Consider the following 18,420-nt stretch of genomic DNA (forward strand, 5'->3'; position numbering starts at 1 on the left):
CGACCTCCGAAGGAGGCCCTCCCCCGATGCCCGAAGTTCTCAAGGCTCCGCTGACTGTTGAATTCCCCTTCACCCGGTCCCTCGGCCCCGTCCAGAGCGCCTTTCTCACCGGGCTGCGCGAACGCGTTGTCCTCGGCGTGAAGACGTTCGACGGCCGGACCCTCGTACCGCCCGTCGAGTACGATCCCGTCACCGCCGAGGAGATTCGCGACCTGGTCGAGGTCGCCCCCACCGGCACGGTCACCACCTGGGCCTGGAACCACGCCCCCCGCCGCGGCCAGCCCCTCGGCACCCCCTTCGCCTGGGCCCTCGTGCGCCTCGACGGCGCGGACACGGCCCTGCTGCACGCTCTCGACGCCCCCGGCCCCGACGCGGTGCACACCGGTATGCGCGTCCGGGTCCGCTGGGCGGAGGAACGTACCGGCGCCATCACCGACATCGCCTGCTTCGAGCCGTACGACGGCGACGATCCGGTCGAACTGGCGGGATGTGGCGGCGAGTTCGAGGACATGGTCACCGGCATCGTCGCCCACGCCCGCCTCGACTACACCTACTCACCCGGCCGCGCCCAGTCCGCCTACATCAGCGCCCTGTCCGAACACCGCAACGTCGGCGAGCGCTGCCCGAGCTGCCGCAAGGTGTACGTACCGCCGAGGGGTGCGTGCCCCACATGTGGTGTGGCCACATTGGAACAGGTCGAGGTGGGTCCGGGCGGCACAGTGACCACGTTCTGCATCGTCAACATCAAGGCCAAGAACCTCGACATCGAAGTGCCGTACGTCTATGCCCACATCGCCCTCGACGGCGCCGACCTCGCGCTGCACGGCCGGATCGGTGGCATCCCCTACGACCAGGTGCGCATGGGCCTGCGGGTGGAACCGGTGTGGACCGAAGGGTCCCGCTTCCCCGATCACTACCGGCCGACCGGGGAAGCCGACGCGGACTACGACACCTACAGGGAGCTCCTGTGATGCGTGACATAGCACTGGTCGCCTTCGCCCAGACCGACCACCGGCGCACCAGCGACGAGCACTCCGAGGTGGAGATGCTCATGCCGGTCCTGCATCAGGTGCTCGACCGGACCGGCCTGAAGACCGCCGACATCGGCTTCACCTGCTCCGGATCCAGCGACTACCTCGCCGGCCGGGCCTTCTCCTTCACCCTCGCCCTCGACGGCGTCGGCGCCTGGCCGCCGATCTCCGAGTCGCACGTCGAAATGGACGGCGCCTGGGCGCTGTACGAGGCCTGGACGAAACTCCTCACCGGGGACGCGGACACCGCGCTCGTCTACGCTTACGGCAAGTCCTCGCCCGGCTCCGTCCGCGACGTCCTGACCCGGCAACTCGACCCGTACTACGTCGCGCCCCTGTGGCCCGACTCCGTCACCCTGGCCGCGCTCCAGGCGCAGGCGCTCATCGACGCGGGCCACACCGACGAGCCCGCGCTGGCCGGCGTCGCCGCCCGCAGCCGAGGGGACGCCGCCGACAACTCCCATGCGCAGCTGAGGGGTTCGGTGCCGCACGGGGACTATCTCGTACGGCCCCTGCGCACCGGCGACTGCCCGCCCATCGGCGACGGCGCCGCCGCCGTGATCCTCGCGGCCGGGGACCGGGCCCGGGAGCTGTGTGAGAGGCCCGCCTGGATCCGCGGCATCGACCACCGCATCGAGGCACACGGACTCGGCGTCCGCGACCTGACCGACTCCCCGTCCACCCGCCTGGCCGCCGAGAAGGCGGGCGCCTTCGAACGCCCCGTCGACACCGCCGAGCTGCACGCACCCTTCACCTCGCAGGAGGTCGTCCTGCGCAGGGCGCTCCGCCTCGACGACAGCGTCCGCGTGAACCCGTCCGGCGGCGCCCTGGCCGCCAACCCGATCATGGCCGCCGGGTTGATCCGGATCGGTGAGGCCGCGGCCCGCGTCCACCGCGGGGAGTCCGACCGGGCCCTCGCCCACGCCACGTCCGGCCCCTGTCTGCAACAGAACCTGGTCGCCGTACTCGAAGGGGATCCCCGATGAGCAAGGAGCCCGTGGCCGTCGTAGGCATCGGCCAGACCAAGCACGTGGCGGCGCGCCGGGACGTGTCGATCGCGGGGCTCGTGCGGGAGGCGGCGCAGCGGGCGCTCGACGACGCGGAGCTGCGGTGGGCCGACTTCGACGCCGTCGTGATCGGCAAGGCGCCCGACTTCTTCGAGGGCGTCATGATGCCGGAGCTGTACCTCGCCGACGCGCTCGGCGCCGTGGGCAAGCCCATGCTGCGCGTGCACACCGCGGGTTCGGTCGGCGGGTCCACGGCGCTGGTCGCGGCCAACCTCGTCGCCGCCCGTGTGCACGGCACCGTCCTGACCCTGGCCTTCGAGAAGCAGTCCGAGTCGAACGCCATGTGGGGCCTGTCGCTGCCCATCCCCTTCCAGCAGCCGCTGCTGGCCGGCGCGGGCGGGTTCTTCGCGCCGCACGTGCGCGCTTACATGCGGCGCAGCGGCGCGCCCGACACCGTCGGCTCGCTCGTGGCGTACAAGGACCGGCGCAACGCGCTGAAGAACCCGTACGCGCATCTGCACGAGCACGACATCACCCTGGAGAAGGTCCAGGCCTCGCCCATGCTGTGGGACCCGATCCGCTACTCGGAGACCTGCCCGTCCTCGGACGGCGCCTGCGCCATGATCCTCACCGACCGCGCGGGCGCGGCCCGCGCGCCCCGGCCGCCCGCCTGGATGCACGGCGGCGCCATGCGCAGCGAGCCGACGCTTTTCGCGGGCAAGGACGCGGTGTCGCCGCAGGCCGGCAAGGACTGCGCGGCCGATGTCTACCGGCAGGCCGGCATCGCCGACCCGCGCCGGGACATCGACGCCGTCGAGATGTATGTGCCGTTCTCCTGGTACGAGCCCATGTGGCTGGAGAACCTCGGCTTCGCCGCCGAGGGCGAGGGCTGGAAGCTCACCGAGTCCGGGGTGACCGAACTGGACGGGGATCTTCCGGTCAATATGTCGGGCGGCGTCCTGTCGACCAATCCCATCGGCGCCTCCGGCATGATCCGCTTCGCGGAGGCGGCCCTTCAGGTGCGCGGACAGGCCGGTGAGCACCAGGTGGAGGGGGCTCGCAGGGTGCTCGGGCACGCCTACGGCGGCGGATCCCAGTTCTTCTCCATGTGGCTCGTGGGGTCGCGGCCGCCCGACTCCTGAAAGGTCCCCCTCACGTGGCCTGTTGGCACTCGGTACCGATCGCTAGGCTGGCCCGCGGACGACGAATCGGGAGGAGCACGGACGTGGCCGAGAGCACCATCCAGGACCACCCGCTCACGGGCTGGGACAAGCCGGAGCTGGACCTCAGCAACGCCGAGTGGCACTCCAGCAGCCGAGGGCTGGGGGACGTACAGATCGCCTTTGTCGAGGGTTTCATCGCCATGCGCAACAGCGGTCGCCCGGAGAGCCCTTCCCTGATCTTCACGCCGGCGGAGTGGGGCGCGTTCGTGTCGGGTGCGCGGGAGGGCGAGTTCGACCTCACCTGAGCCGGAGCGGGCGGGACCGAGCCGTGGGTGTTCCGCCCGTTTTTCCGGACACGCGACGCTGAGCACTCCCCGGGGCCGATGCCTGAGCGAGGCTGGGTCCCAGGACGTGCAGGTCGCACTCCGGAGGTGAGGAACCATGAGCACCCTGCCGGTCATCGCCGCGGTCGACGGCTCGGACGACAGTCTGCGCGCCCTGGACTGGGCCCTGGACGCCGCCCGGCGCCGCGAGGCACCGCTGCGGGTGGTCCATGTGCGGCAGTACGCCGCGTGGACCCAGCCCGACGTCCTGGCGGCCGGGCCGCCGGATCCGGATGTCGACCCCGTGCTCGACCAGGTCCGTGCGTATGTCGCCGACCGGACCCCTGCCGAGTACGTGGCGCTGGAGGGCGCCGCGAGTGCGGTGTTGCCCGAACTGGGTTCCGCCGCCCAGCTGTTGGTGCTCGGCTCCCGTGGCCGCGGCGGCTTCGCCAGTCTGCTGCTCGGCTCCAACGGCATGGCCGCCGCCCGCGACGCCGAATGCCCGGTCGTCGTGGTGCCCCGGCCCGGGCGCGAGGTCCATGACGGCGCACCCGCCGGACCGGGCCCGCGTGTCGTCGTCGGCCTGCACGTCGACAGCCCCGACGAGGCGACACTCGCCTTCGCCTTCACCGAGGCCGCCCTGCGCGGCGCCCGCCTCCAGGTCATCGCCGCCTATCCGTGGCCCTTGCAGACCTGGGCGACCCCCGGCGAACTGGTCCCGCCCGTGATCGACCAGGACGCCGTCGAGAACGAGACCCGCGTCCTCGCCGAGGGCTTCCTCGCCCCGCACCGTAAACGGCACCCGGACGTCCACGCCGAGCCATATGTGGCGCCGGGCGACGCGGCCGGCCACCTCGTCGCCTCGTCCCAGGACGCCGAGCTGGTCGTCGTCGGCCGCCACCGACGCCGTCTGCTCGCCCCCGCCCGCATGATGGGCTCCGTCACCCAGGCCGTCCTGCTGCACGCGGCGAGCCCTATCGCGGTGGTGCCACCGACGCCGGGCGAGGAGTGAGTCTCCGTCGGGATCAATGGGTAAGGGCCCGCCCATCATCAGCCCGATGCGGGGCTCGCTCAGCAGGCTCGCCCTGGATCTCGTCCTCACCGTCCGGCACGACGCAAACGGCTCAGTCGCCGACGACCGGTACCGGAGGCCGTCCAGCGCCTCAACGCGGCAGCCGCGCGGATGCCGGCCATCCCGGTGCTGCGCTGGGCCGAGGGCGCCGAGCCCGTCGTACACCGGCAGGCAGTGGACGGGGAGGGCGAGCCGGTGGCCGTGCTCGCGCAGGCCGCGATCGCGTTCCTCGCCGGATCCGGCTGGGAGCGGCTGCGGGCCTGCCAGGCACCCCGCTGTCTGCGGTACTTCCTCAAGGAGCATCCACGGCAGGAGTGGTGCCGGCCGTCCTGCGGCAACCGGGTCCGCGTGGCCCGCCATCACGAACGGCACAAGAAGGACGCGGACAGGGTCGGTCAGTAATGGTCGGACAACTCGCCGCCGTCGACGAGACGTTGGCCGAACACGCCGGTCCGCGTGCGGACGGCACTGAACCACTCAACCGGCCACGCGGCGCCCCGCTCGCCTTCGCCGGCGGCGCCTGCTGTCGGCGGACTGCCGAAAGATGGGCAGAAAGATGGGCACGGACATCACTGGACTGGCAGCAGCGCTGAGGCCGACGTGATCGTCGACCCACGTAAGGGGCGCGGGGCTGTATCGATATGCGGCCGCTCGGCCACGTACCATTGGCCGCATGTCGTTCCTCCGCCGCCGCAGCGCCACGCCCGCCGGGCCCGACTTCGACGTACTGGCCATGGATCCGGGTGACTGGCCCGGAAACCTGGGCGCGGGCCTGCTGCCCGCTCCCGACGGCACCTGCCAGGGCGTCTTCCTGCGCTACGACCTGTTCGGCGGCCGCGGCCCGGCGATGATCATCGGCAATCTGCCGGAGGGCTCCCCGGCCCGCGAGGTCGCCGAGGACGAGATCCCCTTCGAGGTGGCCCAGCTGCTGCTCGCGCTGGAGAACGAGGAGGACGTCACCGTCGTCGGCGCCGAGGACGTGCCCGTCATGCAGGGCGACAACCTGCTGATCGTGCGCCGTCTCAAGCTCTCCGAGAGCCGGATCTCCTGCGTGCAGTTCGACCGCAGCGACAAGGTCCTGGTCACCATCGCCGCCTGGGACCGCCCCATCACCGACGACCTGTACGCCCTGCTGAAACCGCTGCCCGCGGAGCTGTTCCAGCAGGGCTGACGACCTACCGGGACGGCTCTTCGCGCACGTCGGCGGCCCGCACGTACGCCACCCGGTGGCCGAACTGGATCTCGTAGTAGAGATCCTTCCCGACGATCACCTTGTGCGAGTCCGTCGTGAAGGTGACCGCGTAGTAGTACTCGCCCGGCACCTTGTCACCCACCACGTACTTCTGCCCCGCGAGCAGTTTGTACGGCAGCGGCGACACGGCCTGCGCGGGCACATCCGCCGGATACGCCCCCGCCTCCGGGTAGGCGCGCCCGTACACGGGAATCTGCGCCAGCCCCGCCCTGGGGGTGACGACCGCACCGGAGGCGTTCACCGCCGTCGGCTGCTTCTTCGGGTTCTTGAACCAGGCCTTCTGACCCAGGTACCAGATCGCCGTCCAGTCGCCCTGCCGGCCCGCGACCGCGTACTGCTGGCCGGTGGAGACCCGCGAACCGATGTCGTTGACGTCGATCGTCGAGGCGTCCCCCGACGGGCGCAGACCGATGTCCTTGATCAGAGCGGAGTTCTCGTCCGGCTGGGAGTACAGCCGGACCGCGCTGGAGCCGTGGGCCGGGCAGGCCTTGCCCTGCGCCGTGCAGCCCGTGAAGGCGGGCCGGTGGTCGGCGTAGTCGGGGAGGATCGTCACCAGGCCCGCGCCCGCTCGCGCGGTGGTGCCGAACGGGCGGCCCAGCAGGGTGAAGTAGTGCTGCCAGTCCCAGTAGGGGCCGGGGTCGGTGTGCATGCCGGGGATCGTCGACGTGGTCGGGCCGGGCACGGTGTCGTGGCCGAGGATGTGCTGCCGGTCCAGCGGGATGCCGTACTTGGCGGCGAGGTACTTCACCAGACGGGCCGACGTCCGGTACATCGCCTCCGTGTACCAGGCGTCCGGGTTCGCCAGGAAGCCCTCGTGCTCCAGGCCGATCGACTTGGAGTTGATGTACCAGTTCCCGGCGTGCCAGCCGACGTCCTTGGCCTTGAGGTGCTGGGCGATATGGCCGTCGGTGGAGCGCAGGCTGTAGTTCCACGACACATAGGTCGGGTCCTGGACCAGGTTGAGGACACCCTCCCAGGCGCCCTCCGTGTCGTGGATGACGATGTAGTCGATGCTCTGGGACGCGGGCCGGTCGCCGACGTCGTGGTTGCCGTAGTCGCCCTCGCCGAACTGCTCGTACGGCGCCGGGATCCACTCGCAGGACACCGTCGTGGGGCACTCGGTCTCCGCGGCCGAAGCGTTCCGCAGGTCGGCCCGGTCCAACTGGCCGGTCTCCGGGGCCAGGCCCGGCCGGGCGGGGAGGGTGATCTGCTGCCCCGTGTCCGTGGTGCGCTGTTCGCCGGTGCGGAGCACGTCGTACACATCGTTCGCGTACACCGCCGCCGTTGCCCTGTCGTCGGCTGCCGAGAAACGGGCCACCGCCCCGTACCAGTCCGCCGGATCGTCGCTGAGCGGCTCGCCCAGGTCCTTCTGGGCGGCGGCCAGGAGTGCCGCACCGCCCGCCACGTTGGCCGCCGGGTCCGTGCGCAGTTCCTCGGCCGGCAGGCCGGTCAGCTCGGCCGCCTTCGTCAACGTCGTGAGGCGGGCCGGGAGTTCGGTGCTTGTCGGCACCTCGGTCTTGGGCAGCAGGGGAGTGCGGGCGCTGTCGCCGCGGGCGTCCTCGGTGCCCTCGCTGTGGTGCGGGACCTTGGCCAGCGCGGTGCGGGCGTCGGTGAGGTGCATCGGGCCGTAGCCGCCGGCCACGCTCGGTGCCCCGCCGTGCGCGTCCCAGCGGGACTGGAGATAGGAGACGCCGAGGAGCACGCTCTGCGGCACCTGGTACTCGGTGGAAGCTGCGGCGAACGCCTGCTGCAGCCCGTCTGCCGACGTCTCGGACGGTGCCGCGCCGAGGAGCGGCAGGATGAGGGCCGCGGCTGCGACTGCCTGGGCGGCTCTGCGACGGCCTCGGTCGGGAGCGGTGGCGGATCCTCGCAAAACAGCCTCCTGGGACGGACGAGTGCGATGAGCCGTGCGGGACCGGGTTGTGCGTCTGTGCTACCGGCCTGCCGACGATCCGTCAATCATGCCCAGAGAGAGGCGTTTTATCGTGTAATCATAGGGTGTAGGGAGTTTCGTGGCGGTGGAGTGCAAGGGCACGCGCTCCGTCGTACAGCGATCTCGCCCATACGAAGATCCGCGGTACGCCGCTGTCCGGGCGCACCGCGGATCGCCGTCCCCGTCAGCGAGTGCCGACCGCCGCGCGCACGGCCCGTCGGGCCAGCTGGCAGTCGTCGTGCAGCCGCCTGAGCAGCAGCCGCTGTTCCTCGCCGGACGGCGCAGCACCCGGGTGGGCCACTCCCGGTGCCGCCGGGGTCGTGTCGTGCATCGAACGCTGCACGGCCGTCTCATAGGTACGGATCTCACGCGTCAGGACGAGCATCAGGTTCACCAGGAAGGCGTCCCGGGAGGCCGGTCCCGCCGACTGCGCGATCTGGCTGATCTGCCGCCGGGCCACCGGTGCGTCCCCGAGGACCGACCACAGCGTCGCCAGGTCGTACCCGGGCAGATACCAGCCCGCGTGCTCCCAGTCCACCAGCACTGGACCGGCCGGTGACAGGAGGATGTTCGACAGCAGTGCGTCGCCGTGGCAGAACTGGCCCATGCCCTGCCGTCCCGCTGTGTGCGCGATGCCGTGCACCAGTTTCTGCAGATCGCCCATGTCCCGGTCGGTGAGCAGACCCAGCTCGTGGTACCGGGCGATGCGCGCCGCGTAGTCCAGCGGCGCGTCGAAGGTGCCCGCCGGTGGCCGCCAGGCGTTCAGCCGGCAGATCGCGCCGAGTGCCGCCCTGATGTCCGCACGCGGCGGGGCTTCGGCCGGGTGCCGCTGGAGAGCCGCCACCCGCCCCGGCATCCGCTCGATCACGAGCGTGCAGCTGTCCGGGTCCGCCGCGATCAGCCGGGGCACCCGGACGGGCGGGCGGTGCCGGACGAACGAGCGGTATGCAGCTATTTCGTGACGGATGCGCTCGGCCCACGCTGGGGAGTGGTCCAGTAAACACTTCGCGACGGCCGTGCTGCGCCCCGTCGTCCCCACCAGGAGGACGGATCGCCCGCTGCGGCGCAGGACCTGGACCGGAGCGAACTCCGGGCAGATGCGATGCACCGACGCGACCGCCGTACGCAGCTGCGTGCCCTGAGGGCCGGACAAGTCGAGTCTCCCGCTGAGCGGTTGGGTGCCGACCCCCGCGGCGCGCGGCGGCCGGCCCGCTCCGAGCCGGGGAGGCGCGGGACGCGCGGGGTCGAGGTAGGGGCCGCTGCCCGCAGGGCGGGGGCGCAGCGACCGGGGCGGGGCGGACACGGAGGACGATGCTGCGTACATGGGCGAAACAGATCCCTTCGTGTGCCTGCGACGACAATGCGCTACCCGGCCCGGCCCCTCGGGTGCACCCTGGGGAATGCCCCTCGGCAACCGGGTCGGGGTGGCGCGTTCCTACCTGACACCCGTCGCCCAGTGGCACACCATCTGGCGCACCCTGGCGAACCCTGGCGAATAGTCGCCCGGCAACTCTCACCGGGCTACTGTCAACTCAGCCGAGAACCTGGGGGCTTGACGTGAGCGGAGAACCCAACACCCGACTGTCGGACCTGTTCGGCCTGGCCGGCTGGTCCAAAGGTGAACTCGCGAGGCTGGTCAACCGGCAGGCGGCGGCCATGGGCCACCCCCAGCTGTCGACCGACACCTCCCGGGTGCGGCGGTGGATCGACATGGGAGAGATCCCGCGCGATCCCGTGCCGCGGGTGTTGGCGGCCCTGTTCACAGAGCGTCTCGGCCGTGTCGTGACCATCGAGGACCTCGGTCTGGTCCGGCACGGGCGTACGGGGAAACGGCAGAGCGGCGGGAGTGTGGAACATCCCGACGGTGTGCCGTGGGCGCCCGAACGGACTGCCGCGGTCCTCACCGAATTCACGGGAATGGACCTCATGCTCAACCGACGCGGCTTGGTGGGCGCGGGTGCCGCGCTCGCCGCGGGATCAGCACTCAGCAGCGCCATGCACGACTGGCTGCACACCGATCCGACCCTCTCGGCCGACGCTCCCGACCTCGACAATCCCCTGCACGCCGACCCTGCTGGGTTCGACCGCTATGAGGCCGCCCCCATCGGGTCGCAGGAGATCGAGGAACTGGAGCGCTCGGTCGAGGTGTTCCGAGCCTGGGACGCGGCCCGCGGCGGCGGGCTGCAACGCAAGGCCGTCGTGGGTCAACTCAACGAGGTGGGCGGCATGCTCGCCTACCGTCACCCCGATCACCTCCAGCGGCGCCTGTGGGGCGTCGCCGCCAACCTCGCCGTTCTCGCGGGCTGGATGTCGCACGACGTCGGCCTGGAGCCCACGGCCCAGAAGTACTTCGTCATCGCCGCCCATGCGGCCCGTGAGGGCGGCGACCGGCCCCGCGCCGGGGAGGCGCTCTCCCGAGCGGCTCGCCAGATGGTGCACCTGGGCCGGCCCGACGACGCACTCGACCTGATGAAGCTCGCCCAGTCCGGCTCCGGCGAAGAGGTGCTGCCGCGCACCCGGGCGATGCTGCACACCATCGAGGCCTGGGCACAGGCGTCGATGGGCAAGGGGCAGGCGATGCGCCGCACCCTCGGACAGGCGGAGGATCTCTTCGTCTCCGACCGGGGCGACGTGCCGCCGCCGAGTTGGATGCAGATGTTCAAGGAGGAGGACCTGTACGGCATGCAGGCCCTGGCCTACCGCACGCTGGCCGAGCACGAGCCGGGCGCGGCCGTGCACGCGCAGCACTATGCGGAGAAGGCCCTGGCCCTGCGGGTCGACGGGCGGCAGCGGTCGAAGATCTTCGACTATCTGTCCATGGCCTCCGCCTGCTTCATCTCCGACGACCCCGAACAGGCCGACAGGTACGCGCGGTTGGCCCTGATGTCGATGGGCACCAACTCCTCCCATCGCACCTGGGACCGGCTGCGCCAGATGTACCGGCTCACCGCCGAGTACTCCAGCTATCCGAGGATCAGCGAACTGCGAGAGGAGATCAAGCTCGCGCTGCCGAAGCCGAAGGGCGGCAACAGCGCACGGGCATAGGGGGTCCGTGCCGCTGTTCGGTTCAGTCGGCGTTCGGCTTCAGTCGGCCACCCGGGCGATGAGCACGCAGGCGTCGTCCTCTCGCTCGAACTCGCCCAGTTCCTCCACGACCGTCCGTACGCAGTCCTGTGCGGTGCGCGCCTCGCGGAAGCGGGGAGCCAGGTCGAGGAGCCGATGCACCGCCTCCTCGCGGCTGCGCCTGGGCACCAGCCCGTCGGTGTACAGCACCAGCAGGTCGTCCGCCTCGAGGGTCACTTCGGCCTGCTCGTAGGCGGCGCCCGAGGTCGCACCGAGCAGGACGCCGTCCGGTGCGTCCAGTGAGCGCCCCGTCCCGTTGCGGAACAGCAGCGGGGCGGGGTGTCCTGCCTGCGCCCACGACAGCGTGCGGGTCGCGGGACGGTAGCGGCAGCAGACGGCGCTGCCCAGGGCCGGCTGCACGGTGGCGTCGAGCAACTGGTTGAGCAAGGACATCAGCCGGCCGGGCTCGGTGCCCGCCATCGCCATCCCGCGCAGCGCGCCGAGCAGCATCGCCATGCCGGACGTCACGGCGACGCCGTGTCCCGTCAGGTCGCCCACGCTCAACAGCGTGTCGCCGTCGGCCAGTTGGATCGCGTCGTACCAGTCGCCGCCGATCAGCGCGCTCGTCGACGAGGGGAGGTAGTGCGCCGCGAGGTCCAGGCTCTCGGCGCCCTGGTGCGGGAGTCGCAGGGAACCGCGCCACGGCGGCAGCACGGCCTCCTGCAACTCGACCGCCAGCCGGTGCTCGGTCTGCGCATGCTGCCGGTGGCGTTGCAGCGAGTCACGGGTCTCGCTCACCGCCCGCTGGCTGCGCCGCAGTTCGCTGACGTCACGCAGCACGGCCCACATCGAGGCGGTGCTGCCGTCGGCATCGAGCACGGGCTCGCCCATCATGTGCACGGTCCGTACGTCGCCGTCCGGGCGTACGACGCGGAACTCCCCGTCGATCGGCTTCGCGTCGACGAGGCAGTCGGTGACCATCGCCGTCAGCTTCGGCCGGTCCTCGTCGAACACCAGGGACGGGAGCTCGTCGAGGGTGAGCGGGGGAGCGGCGGGGTCGCGGCCCAGGATCTGGAAGAGCTCACCGGACCAACTGGCCTCGTCCGTCAGCAGGTTCCACTCGGCGCTGCCGACCCGGCTGAGCAGTGAGCCGCGCCGAGGAGGGGGCGGCACGGCACGGACTGCGGACACCGGTTCCGGCGCCATCGGCACGGGCGGCGGGCCTTCCCGCAGCTGCGCCAAGTGGGCGTCCAGGTCGTTGAGTTGATGCAGTGCCAGGTCGTACAGAGCGCGCTGCCAACGGTCCTGCGGATCCGATCCCTCGCTCTGCGCGTCCCGCCGTACGGCGTCCACGTCGCCCTTGAGCCGTCGCGTCTGCGATATGAGCGCGTCGACCGAGCCGCGTCCGGGCGGCTGGGCGGCTGGGCGGTCCGCGGAGAGATGGGACGGCATCAGGCACTCCGAGGGGGACGGTACGACCAAGGCGGACGGAGGGACCGTTACGACTGTTGCACAGGCCGCGACGCGCTGTAAGGGATTTGGCAACACACGATACGGTGGTGCTCCTGGCATATGCCACAGTCTTCACGGCCTGCGTGTGCGGTGCGAATGGAGTACATCGCCGAAGGGTGCAAGTCGTAGACGACGTACGTGACTTGACCGATCGCCGGCGGGTTCCGGTCGACGTTCAGCTACGTGTTCGACGTGCGTTTGTTCTATGGATGAGGCCGATCATGTGGACGTGACGCAGGTCACACCATTGATTCCGGATTTCCCGTAATGCAAACGGCGTCTGCGGGGTCGTAAGAGACACCGGCACAACGGGCCGCCCTCTCACCCGCAGTGGAGACCGACCATGGACATCAGCCTCGCGCAGCCCGCACGCGCCCTCCTGATCACCGCCGAGGAGGAGGAACTTCCTGTCGCCGCCACGCTTCGCTACACCGCCGCGGACCCGCTGGCCGTGCATATCGACTTCCCGCCCGAGGCCGCACTCGACGGTGAGGGCGTCACCTGGACCTTCGGGCGGGCCCTGCTGGAGGCCGGTCTGCGTGGCCCGGCGGGCAGCGGCGACGTGCACATCTGGCCGTGCGGCCGGGACCGGACGATCATGGAGTTCCACTCGCCGCACGGACTGGCGCTGCTCCAGTTCCGCACGCCCGCCCTGCGTCGCTTCCTGCTGCGGACGTACGCCGTGGTCCCGTCGGGGCAGGAGGACGTCGGCGCGGCCGTGGACCGCGGACTGAGCGCGCTGTTCGGGAGTGTCTGACAGCCTCAATGGCCGGCGTACAGGTCCGGACGTGGGGCGAGAGCCACGGTCGCCCGGTCGCCGGTCTCCAGGGACCGGACCCCGGCCTCGGCGACCACCGAGGCCGCGTAGCCGTCCCAGGCGGCGGGACCGGTGACCCGGCCCTGCCGGGTGGCGTCGACCCAGGTCTGCACTTCGCGGTCATAGGCGTCGGCGAACCGTACGAGGTAGTCCTGCGGGACCTCTTCGCGGGCCCCGCCGTCGGCGGTGACGAGCATGGTGTGCCCCTCGCCGATCCGGGCACTGCCCCGCTCGCAGACGGCCTCGCAGCGCACCTGGTAGCCGAAGCCGCAGTTGACGAAGACCTCCACGTCGACGAGGGCGCCGTGCTCGGTCTCGAAGAGCACGAACTGCGGATCCAGCAGCCCCTCGGGGGCGTCCGCGGAAGACCGCGGACGCAGCGCGGTCACCGCGGTCAGCTCCTGGCCGAGCAGCCAGCGGGCGGCGTCTATCTCGTGCGAGACAGAGCTGTTGATCAGCATCGCGGAGGTGAAGCCGGGCGGGGAGGACACGTTGCGGTGGGTGCAGTGCAGCATCAGTGGACGCCCCAACCGCCCGCCGTCCAGCAGCGACTTGAGCTGCCGGTACTCGGTGTCGTACCGCCGCATGAACCCGATCTGTGCCAGCCGCCGCCCGAGTCGCGCCTCCGCCTCCACGACACGGAGCGCACCCCTGGAGTCCGGCACCATGGGCTTCTCGCACAGCACCGGAAGGCCGCGCGCGAACGCCGCGAGCAGCGCCTCCTCGTGCGCCGGGCCCGGCGAGGCGATCAGTACGGCGTCGACGCCGGGCGCATCGAGCGCGGCCGCCGTCTCGGCATGCACCGCGACCCCGTCGATCCCGGCCACCGCCTCCTTGGCCCGCGAGGTGTCGGGGTCGGCCACGGCGGCGACACGCGCGCCGCTCACCACGTACTCGAGCCGACGTATGTGGTCGGCCCCCATGTGCCCGGCACCCAGTACCGCCACGCCCAACAGGTCACCCACGTGCGTACTCCCTTGTCGCCGACTGTCCCCGGCGAAGGGTAGACGCGGGAGGCGCCGGAGCGTCAGTAGCGCAGTACGCCCGCGATCCCGTGGGCGTCCCGCAGCGTGCCGTCCGGTACGAAGCGGACCTCGGCGCCGGTCTCCAGGCACTGCTCGACGATCTCGTCCACGATGTCCTCGCGGGCGTCGAGGTCGCCGCTCTCGGCCGGGATCAGGTGATCGCCGTCGTCGCGGACCGTCGCCCGGTAGTTCTCCTCGACGGCGAGCAGCCTCACCCGTGCCTCGCGGGCGTTCTGCCAGACCTCGTCGAGGCCGGCCGCGAACGCCCGCCGCCCGCGCGCCGATTCGAGTTCCCGCGCGACTTCGTCGGTGCTCTTGCGGTCCTGGGCGGCGACGATCGGCCGGACCGCCTGCCAGACGGCTTCGTGCGTGCCGTGTGCGAGGCCGCCGTGCGGGATGTGCACCGCGTCCTTGGTGACCGTTCCGATCTCGTCCAGCGCGGACAGTGCTGCCTGCTCGCCGGTGATGTACAGCGGGCGGGCGTCGTCCTTGAGGACCGCGTTCATCGCGGTGTCGGCGTCGCGCAGGAAGTGGCGGGTGCCCTCGTCGCGGAAGGTGCTCGGCAGATCGCCGATCCGCTCCTGCCGCTCGGCGTCGAAGTTGTCGAAGGACCGGGTCAGCGGGAAACCGCCGGCGCGGACCTCGGTGACCCGGTCCGTGCCGCCGCTCCACAACGTGACGCGGTCGGCGGAGACCGACAGCACCCAGAACGGCCGCTCGGCCGCCTGCGCCGAGACGAGGTTCCGGGTCAGGAAGGTGTCGGACAGCACCACCCGCTCGGGCACCGGACGGGCGAGCGACCACACCTGGTGCTCACCCGGCGCGGCGAAGATCACCAGTCCGTCCTCGGCATGCGTGAGGTCGACCTCGGCGAGGGCCTGGTCGAGCTGTCGTTCGACGTCGGTACGCCGGTCCCGGCTGACCGCGGGATCGGACTCCAGCTGCTTCTTGGCCGCGGCCACGACATTGCGCAGCCGTACCGGGTCCTGGGCCTTCTCCGGCTCACGGCGGTGCGTCGGCGTCAGCACGGACACTGCCGGATAAGGGCGCGGACGGCGCAGCTCGGTGAGGGTCGCGGGGCTGAGTGCGTGCTCCATATCAGCACGATAGGCCCGATTCACCGATTGGGCACTTGGGGTAACTCAGCCGGACATCAGGGGTTGATTCGCCGTTGGCGCTCTGAGTCGGCTTCAGCCGTCGTCGTCATCCGAGCCGCAGGAGCTGCCGCTCGCGGGCAGGGAGCCGTAGAGCAGGAAGTCGTCGACCTTCTTGTGCACGCACTTGGAGGAGGCGTATCCGGTGTGGCCCTCGCCCCTGTTGTCGAGCACCACGGCAGAGGAGCCCAGCCGTTTCGCCGTCTCCGTGGTCCAGCGGTACGGCGTCGCCGGGTCGCCGCGGGTGCCCACCAGGAGCATCTTCGGGGTGTCGACGTCCCGCACCTTCTTGCGGATGTAGTCGGTGCCCTTGGGGCGGCCGTAACACATGAGTACCTCCGTGAGGCGGTACTCGCCGAAGACGGGAGAAGCCTCCTCGTACTCGGTGCGCAGCCGGTCGAGGTTCTTCGTGATCCAGTCGGCCGTCGGGCGGTCGGGATCGTCGGCGCAGTTGATCGCCATCAACGCGGCCGGCAGGTTGTCGAAGGGGACGTCCTCCTCGTCCGCGAGGCCGCCGTCGCCGTCCCGGGCCATGCCGCCGCCCGTGAGGGCGAGGAGGCCCCGGGCGTCGCCGTCCTCGACGAGCGAGGCGATGGCACGTTCCAGCGTGGGCCACATGTCCCTGCTGTAGAGGGCCTGGCTGAGGGCGGCGACGAGGTCCTGCCCGGTGAAGGAGTCGCCGAAGTCGGTCGGCACCGGATCCTCGTCGAGCGACTCGACGAGGGTCACGACGTGTTCCCGGGCCGTGCGGGAGTCGGTCCCGAGCGGACAGGCGACGTCGTCCTCGGCGCACCATGCGACGAAGGCGTCCAGGGCGGTCTGCTGCCCCTCCGCGCCCACGATCGCCTGCTCGGTCAGCGGCTCCGTGAGCGTGTCCACGCCGTCGAGCACCAGCCGGCCGACCTTGTCCGGGAACTGCGCCGCGTACACGGCGCCGAGCCGTGTGCCGTACGAGAAGCCGAGGTAGTTGAGCTTCTTGTCGCCGACGGCCTGGCGTATGACGTCCAGGTCGCGGGAGGCGTTCACCGTTCCTATGTGGGGGAGCACGGGGCCGGAGTGCTTCGCGCACTGGGCGGCCGCCTGCCTCAACTGCCTGAGGACGGCCCGCGGATCGTCGGTGAGATCCGTGCCCGTGCCCATCGCCTCCGAGGCCTCGTCGGAGCCGTCGCCGCAGCTGACCGGGGAGGATCTGCCGACGCCGCGCGGGTCGAAGGAGACCACGTCGTAGCCGTCGGTCAGCTCCATGAAGTCGTCGCCGCCGAAGGCGAGTTCGGGGACCCCGGGGCCGCCGGGGCCGCCGAAGTTCAGCACCACCGAGCCGCGCGGCTTGCCGGTGGCCCGGTAGCGGGCGAGAGCCAGGTCGAGCGTGCCCGACTTCGGCTTCGCATAGTCGAGGGGGACGGTGACCTTGCCGCACTGGAGGTCCTTCGGCATCGACTTGCTCGCGCACTTCGTCCACACGACCTTCTGCCGGTAGAACCGCGTCAGGTCGGACTCGCTGTCGCGTACGGCCACCGCCGGCAGCCCCGCCGCCAGCACGGCCAGCCCGACCGCGCCGGTGAGCGTGGAGCGCCGGAGTTTGAGGCGCGTCGTCAGCTTGGCCAGCATCCATGCCTCCAGAAGCGCTCGCCGGGGACCGGAATTGGCGCCTCCGCTCACGATAGGCGGCCCCCGGAACCGACGCCTCCGGGCGAGCGGGATCGTATGGAGTGCCCTACCCTGGGCGGCTCTCGACGCATAGTGCGGCTTTGCCGCAAGTTCGATAAGAGGGCCGCTCGATGGGGTGAAAGGCCGATAAGCCATAACTCGGATGGTTCGCCTGCGTTTTATCCGGTGCGGGCGAGTGCCCGCGACCATGTCTGGAAGGCAGGGAACCTATGAGACGGGTTACCCGAAACGGTGTGATCGCCGTCGCCGCCGCGTCCGGCGCGATGGCAGTGACAGTGCCCGCGTACGCCGACTCCGCGGCCGACGGTGCCGCGGCCGGTTCACCCGGGTTGATCTCCGGCAACACCATCCAGCTCCCGGTGCACGTGCCGGTGAACGTGTGCGGGAACACCGTGAACGTGGTGGGGCTCCTCAATCCGGCGGCGGGCAACGAGTGCGCCAACGAGAGCGGGGGCGGGAAGCGGGGCGGCAAGCCCGGCGGAGCGGTCGCGGAGAGCCGCGGAAAGGATTCGCCGGGTGTGCTGTCCGGCAACGGTGTGCAGCTCCCGGTGCACGTGCCGGTGAACGTCAGCGGCAACACCGTGAGCGTGGTCGGCGCCGGCAACTCGGCCACCGGCAACGAGTCCGTGAACACCTCCGGCGGCCGGCCCGACCGCCCCTCGACGCGCCCGGCTCCCAGGCCGGCCGTGCCGGACACCCCACCCAAGGCGGTCCCGCCCGCTCCACGGGCCCCCGTGGCGGCCCTCGCCGACACGGGATCCGACGGGATGCTCCCCGCGGTCGCGGGCAGCGCCGCACTGATGCTGGGCGGAGCCGTCCTGTACCGGCGTTTCCGCGCCAAGGCGGCTCACTGACCGGGACGTCCCGGTGACGGACGGCCCCACCGGGCCCGTGATCGGTGGGGCCCCGTGTCAGCCACGCCCGCGGTGGAACCGCCGGTGCAACTCCCGTACCTCCTCGGCCAGTTCGGGGACGGGGCCGGCCACCGCCACGCCGGGCGCCACCTCGTTGACCGGCAGCGTCCGCACCGGGGGCGCGGGGACGTCCAACTCGGCCAGCCATGAGGCGAGTTGCTCGGACGAGGCGACGTACACGATGCGGCCGAGGCCCACCCAGGCGTGCGCGGCCGCGCACATCGGGCAGTGCTCGCCGGAGGTGTACACGGTGGCGGCGGCCCGCTCCTGAGGGCTCATGTGCGCCGCGGACCAGCGCGCCAGCTCGAACTCGGGGTGCCGTGTGCGGTCGCCGGAGGCCACCCGGTTGTGGTCCTCAGCGAGCACCGCACCGCCCGCGTCCACCAGGACCGAGCCGAACGGCTCGTCGCCGGCCTCCAGTGCCTCGGCCGCCAACTCCACACAACGGCGCAGATACAGCAGCTCGGTGTCCTTCACGACCATGGT

The 18,420-nt window shown here is 71.2% G+C and carries 17 protein-coding genes and 1 pseudogene; 11 read left to right on the forward strand and 7 right to left on the reverse strand.

What is annotated here, in order from left to right; genetic code table 11:
- The first annotated feature begins 26 nt into the window (after nt 1-26).
- The 8 genes and pseudogenes from ACTWQO_RS11130 to ACTWQO_RS11165 all read left to right on the forward strand — a co-directional run bounded on the left by ACTWQO_RS11130 (nt 27) and on the right by ACTWQO_RS11165 (nt 5,767).
- On the forward strand, nt 27-971 hold the full coding sequence (locus tag ACTWQO_RS11130; RefSeq protein ID WP_443237056.1) for a Zn-ribbon domain-containing OB-fold protein: 945 nt from the start codon (nt 27-29) through the stop codon (nt 969-971).
- Nucleotides 971-2,017 (forward strand): thiolase domain-containing protein, encoded by a 1,047-nt coding sequence (locus ACTWQO_RS11135; RefSeq protein WP_443237057.1) that lies wholly within the window; start codon nt 971-973, stop codon nt 2,015-2,017. Before ACTWQO_RS11130 ends, ACTWQO_RS11135 begins: the two co-directional genes overlap by 1 nt.
- Nucleotides 2,014-3,180 (forward strand): thiolase domain-containing protein, encoded by a 1,167-nt coding sequence (locus ACTWQO_RS11140; RefSeq protein ID WP_443237058.1) that lies wholly within the window; start codon nt 2,014-2,016, stop codon nt 3,178-3,180. Before ACTWQO_RS11135 ends, ACTWQO_RS11140 begins: the two co-directional genes overlap by 4 nt.
- Before the next feature lie 83 nt (nt 3,181-3,263).
- Nucleotides 3,264-3,506 (forward strand): DUF397 domain-containing protein, encoded by a 243-nt coding sequence (locus ACTWQO_RS11145; RefSeq protein ID WP_155059979.1) that lies wholly within the window; start codon nt 3,264-3,266, stop codon nt 3,504-3,506.
- Nucleotides 3,507-3,642: 136 nt separating this feature from the next.
- Nucleotides 3,643-4,536 carry a universal stress protein gene (locus tag ACTWQO_RS11150; RefSeq protein WP_443237059.1) on the forward strand — a complete coding sequence of 298 codons (894 nt, stop codon included), beginning with the start codon at nt 3,643-3,645 and terminating at the stop codon, nt 4,534-4,536.
- A gap of 120 nt (nt 4,537-4,656) precedes the next feature.
- Nucleotides 4,657-4,821 (forward strand): annotated as a pseudogene (locus tag ACTWQO_RS11155) (hypothetical protein); the annotation flags it as partial.
- Nucleotides 4,798-4,998 (forward strand): CGNR zinc finger domain-containing protein, encoded by a 201-nt coding sequence (locus ACTWQO_RS11160; RefSeq protein WP_443237117.1) that lies wholly within the window; start codon nt 4,798-4,800, stop codon nt 4,996-4,998. The pseudogene ACTWQO_RS11155 and the gene ACTWQO_RS11160, both read left to right, overlap by 24 nt.
- A gap of 271 nt (nt 4,999-5,269) precedes the next feature.
- Nucleotides 5,270-5,767 (forward strand): hypothetical protein, encoded by a 498-nt coding sequence (locus tag ACTWQO_RS11165; RefSeq protein ID WP_301977501.1) that lies wholly within the window; start codon nt 5,270-5,272, stop codon nt 5,765-5,767.
- 4 nt (nt 5,768-5,771) lie between these two features.
- On the opposite strand, the gene ACTWQO_RS11170 is transcribed toward ACTWQO_RS11165, so the two are convergent.
- Nucleotides 5,772-7,721: an N-acetylmuramoyl-L-alanine amidase gene (locus ACTWQO_RS11170; protein ID WP_443237060.1), complete on the reverse strand. Its 1,950-nt coding sequence runs from the start codon at nt 7,719-7,721 to the stop codon at nt 5,772-5,774.
- 244 nt (nt 7,722-7,965) lie between these two features.
- The gene (locus tag ACTWQO_RS11175; RefSeq protein ID WP_301977499.1) at nt 7,966-9,105 is read right to left on the reverse strand and encodes an aminoglycoside phosphotransferase family protein; all 1,140 of its coding nucleotides are present in this window, start codon (nt 9,103-9,105) and stop codon (nt 7,966-7,968) included.
- 233 nt (nt 9,106-9,338) lie between these two features.
- Between ACTWQO_RS11175 and ACTWQO_RS11180 the strand changes: the two genes are divergently transcribed.
- Nucleotides 9,339-10,826 carry a DNA-binding protein NsdB gene (locus ACTWQO_RS11180; protein WP_443237061.1) on the forward strand — a complete coding sequence of 496 codons (1,488 nt, stop codon included), beginning with the start codon at nt 9,339-9,341 and terminating at the stop codon, nt 10,824-10,826.
- Between the two features lie 39 nt (nt 10,827-10,865).
- On the opposite strand, the gene ACTWQO_RS11185 is transcribed toward ACTWQO_RS11180, so the two are convergent.
- Nucleotides 10,866-12,296 carry a PP2C family protein-serine/threonine phosphatase gene (locus tag ACTWQO_RS11185; protein WP_443237062.1) on the reverse strand — a complete coding sequence of 477 codons (1,431 nt, stop codon included), beginning with the start codon at nt 12,294-12,296 and terminating at the stop codon, nt 10,866-10,868.
- A 403-nt stretch (nt 12,297-12,699) separates the two neighbouring features.
- Between ACTWQO_RS11185 and ACTWQO_RS11190 the strand changes: the two genes are divergently transcribed.
- Nucleotides 12,700-13,113: an SsgA family sporulation/cell division regulator gene (locus tag ACTWQO_RS11190; protein WP_443237063.1), complete on the forward strand. Its 414-nt coding sequence runs from the start codon at nt 12,700-12,702 to the stop codon at nt 13,111-13,113.
- Nucleotides 13,114-13,118: 5 nt separating this feature from the next.
- Here ACTWQO_RS11190 and ACTWQO_RS11195 read toward each other — a convergent pair whose 3' ends face one another.
- The 3 genes from ACTWQO_RS11195 to ACTWQO_RS11205 all read right to left on the reverse strand — a co-directional run bounded on the left by ACTWQO_RS11195 (nt 13,119) and on the right by ACTWQO_RS11205 (nt 16,960).
- On the reverse strand, nt 13,119-14,138 hold the full coding sequence (locus ACTWQO_RS11195) for a Gfo/Idh/MocA family protein (RefSeq protein ID WP_443237064.1): 1,020 nt from the start codon (nt 14,136-14,138) through the stop codon (nt 13,119-13,121).
- A 62-nt stretch (nt 14,139-14,200) separates the two neighbouring features.
- Nucleotides 14,201-15,295, reverse strand: a complete 1,095-nt coding sequence (locus ACTWQO_RS11200) for a baeRF3 domain-containing protein (protein ID WP_443237065.1) — start codon at nt 15,293-15,295, stop codon at nt 14,201-14,203.
- Between the two features lie 93 nt (nt 15,296-15,388).
- Nucleotides 15,389-16,960, reverse strand: a complete 1,572-nt coding sequence (locus ACTWQO_RS11205; RefSeq protein ID WP_443237066.1) for an alpha/beta hydrolase — start codon at nt 16,958-16,960, stop codon at nt 15,389-15,391.
- A gap of 269 nt (nt 16,961-17,229) precedes the next feature.
- On the opposite strand from ACTWQO_RS11205, the gene ACTWQO_RS11210 reads away from it, so the two are divergent.
- On the forward strand, nt 17,230-17,874 hold the full coding sequence (locus tag ACTWQO_RS11210) for a chaplin (RefSeq protein WP_443237067.1): 645 nt from the start codon (nt 17,230-17,232) through the stop codon (nt 17,872-17,874).
- A gap of 57 nt (nt 17,875-17,931) precedes the next feature.
- Here the strand turns inward: ACTWQO_RS11210 and ACTWQO_RS11215 are convergent, their stop codons facing one another.
- Entirely contained in the window at nt 17,932-18,417 is a 486-nt protein-coding gene (locus ACTWQO_RS11215) for a nucleoside deaminase (RefSeq protein WP_443237118.1), read from the reverse strand.
- Nucleotides 18,418-18,420 lie beyond the last annotated feature (3 nt).

It is taken from the genome of Streptomyces sp. 4N124 (assembly GCF_052245395.1).
GTDB lineage: Bacteria > Actinomycetota > Actinomycetes > Streptomycetales > Streptomycetaceae > Streptomyces.

What these genes read in the sequence shown, in the direction of transcription:
- ACTWQO_RS11130 (WP_443237056.1), top strand. Translation starts at nt 27, where the DNA reads ATGCCCGAAGTTCTCAAGGCTCCGCTGACTGTTGAATTCCCCTTCACC.
- ACTWQO_RS11135 (WP_443237057.1), top strand. Translation starts at nt 971, where the DNA reads ATGCGTGACATAGCACTGGTCGCCTTCGCCCAGACCGACCACCGGCGC.
- ACTWQO_RS11140 (WP_443237058.1), top strand. Translation starts at nt 2,014, where the DNA reads ATGAGCAAGGAGCCCGTGGCCGTCGTAGGCATCGGCCAGACCAAGCAC.
- ACTWQO_RS11150 (WP_443237059.1), top strand. Translation starts at nt 3,643, where the DNA reads ATGAGCACCCTGCCGGTCATCGCCGCGGTCGACGGCTCGGACGACAGT.
- ACTWQO_RS11165 (WP_301977501.1), top strand. Translation starts at nt 5,270, where the DNA reads ATGTCGTTCCTCCGCCGCCGCAGCGCCACGCCCGCCGGGCCCGACTTC.
- ACTWQO_RS11175 (WP_301977499.1), bottom strand. Translation starts at nt 9,105, where the DNA reads ATGTACGCAGCATCGTCCTCCGTGTCCGCCCCGCCCCGGTCGCTGCGC.
- ACTWQO_RS11185 (WP_443237062.1), bottom strand. Translation starts at nt 12,296, where the DNA reads ATGCCGTCCCATCTCTCCGCGGACCGCCCAGCCGCCCAGCCGCCCGGA.
- ACTWQO_RS11190 (WP_443237063.1), top strand. Translation starts at nt 12,700, where the DNA reads ATGGACATCAGCCTCGCGCAGCCCGCACGCGCCCTCCTGATCACCGCC.
- ACTWQO_RS11200 (WP_443237065.1), bottom strand. Translation starts at nt 15,295, where the DNA reads ATGGAGCACGCACTCAGCCCCGCGACCCTCACCGAGCTGCGCCGTCCG.
- ACTWQO_RS11205 (WP_443237066.1), bottom strand. Translation starts at nt 16,960, where the DNA reads ATGCTGGCCAAGCTGACGACGCGCCTCAAACTCCGGCGCTCCACGCTC.
- ACTWQO_RS11210 (WP_443237067.1), top strand. Translation starts at nt 17,230, where the DNA reads ATGAGACGGGTTACCCGAAACGGTGTGATCGCCGTCGCCGCCGCGTCC.
- ACTWQO_RS11215 (WP_443237118.1), bottom strand. Translation starts at nt 18,417, where the DNA reads ATGGTCGTGAAGGACACCGAGCTGCTGTATCTGCGCCGTTGTGTGGAG.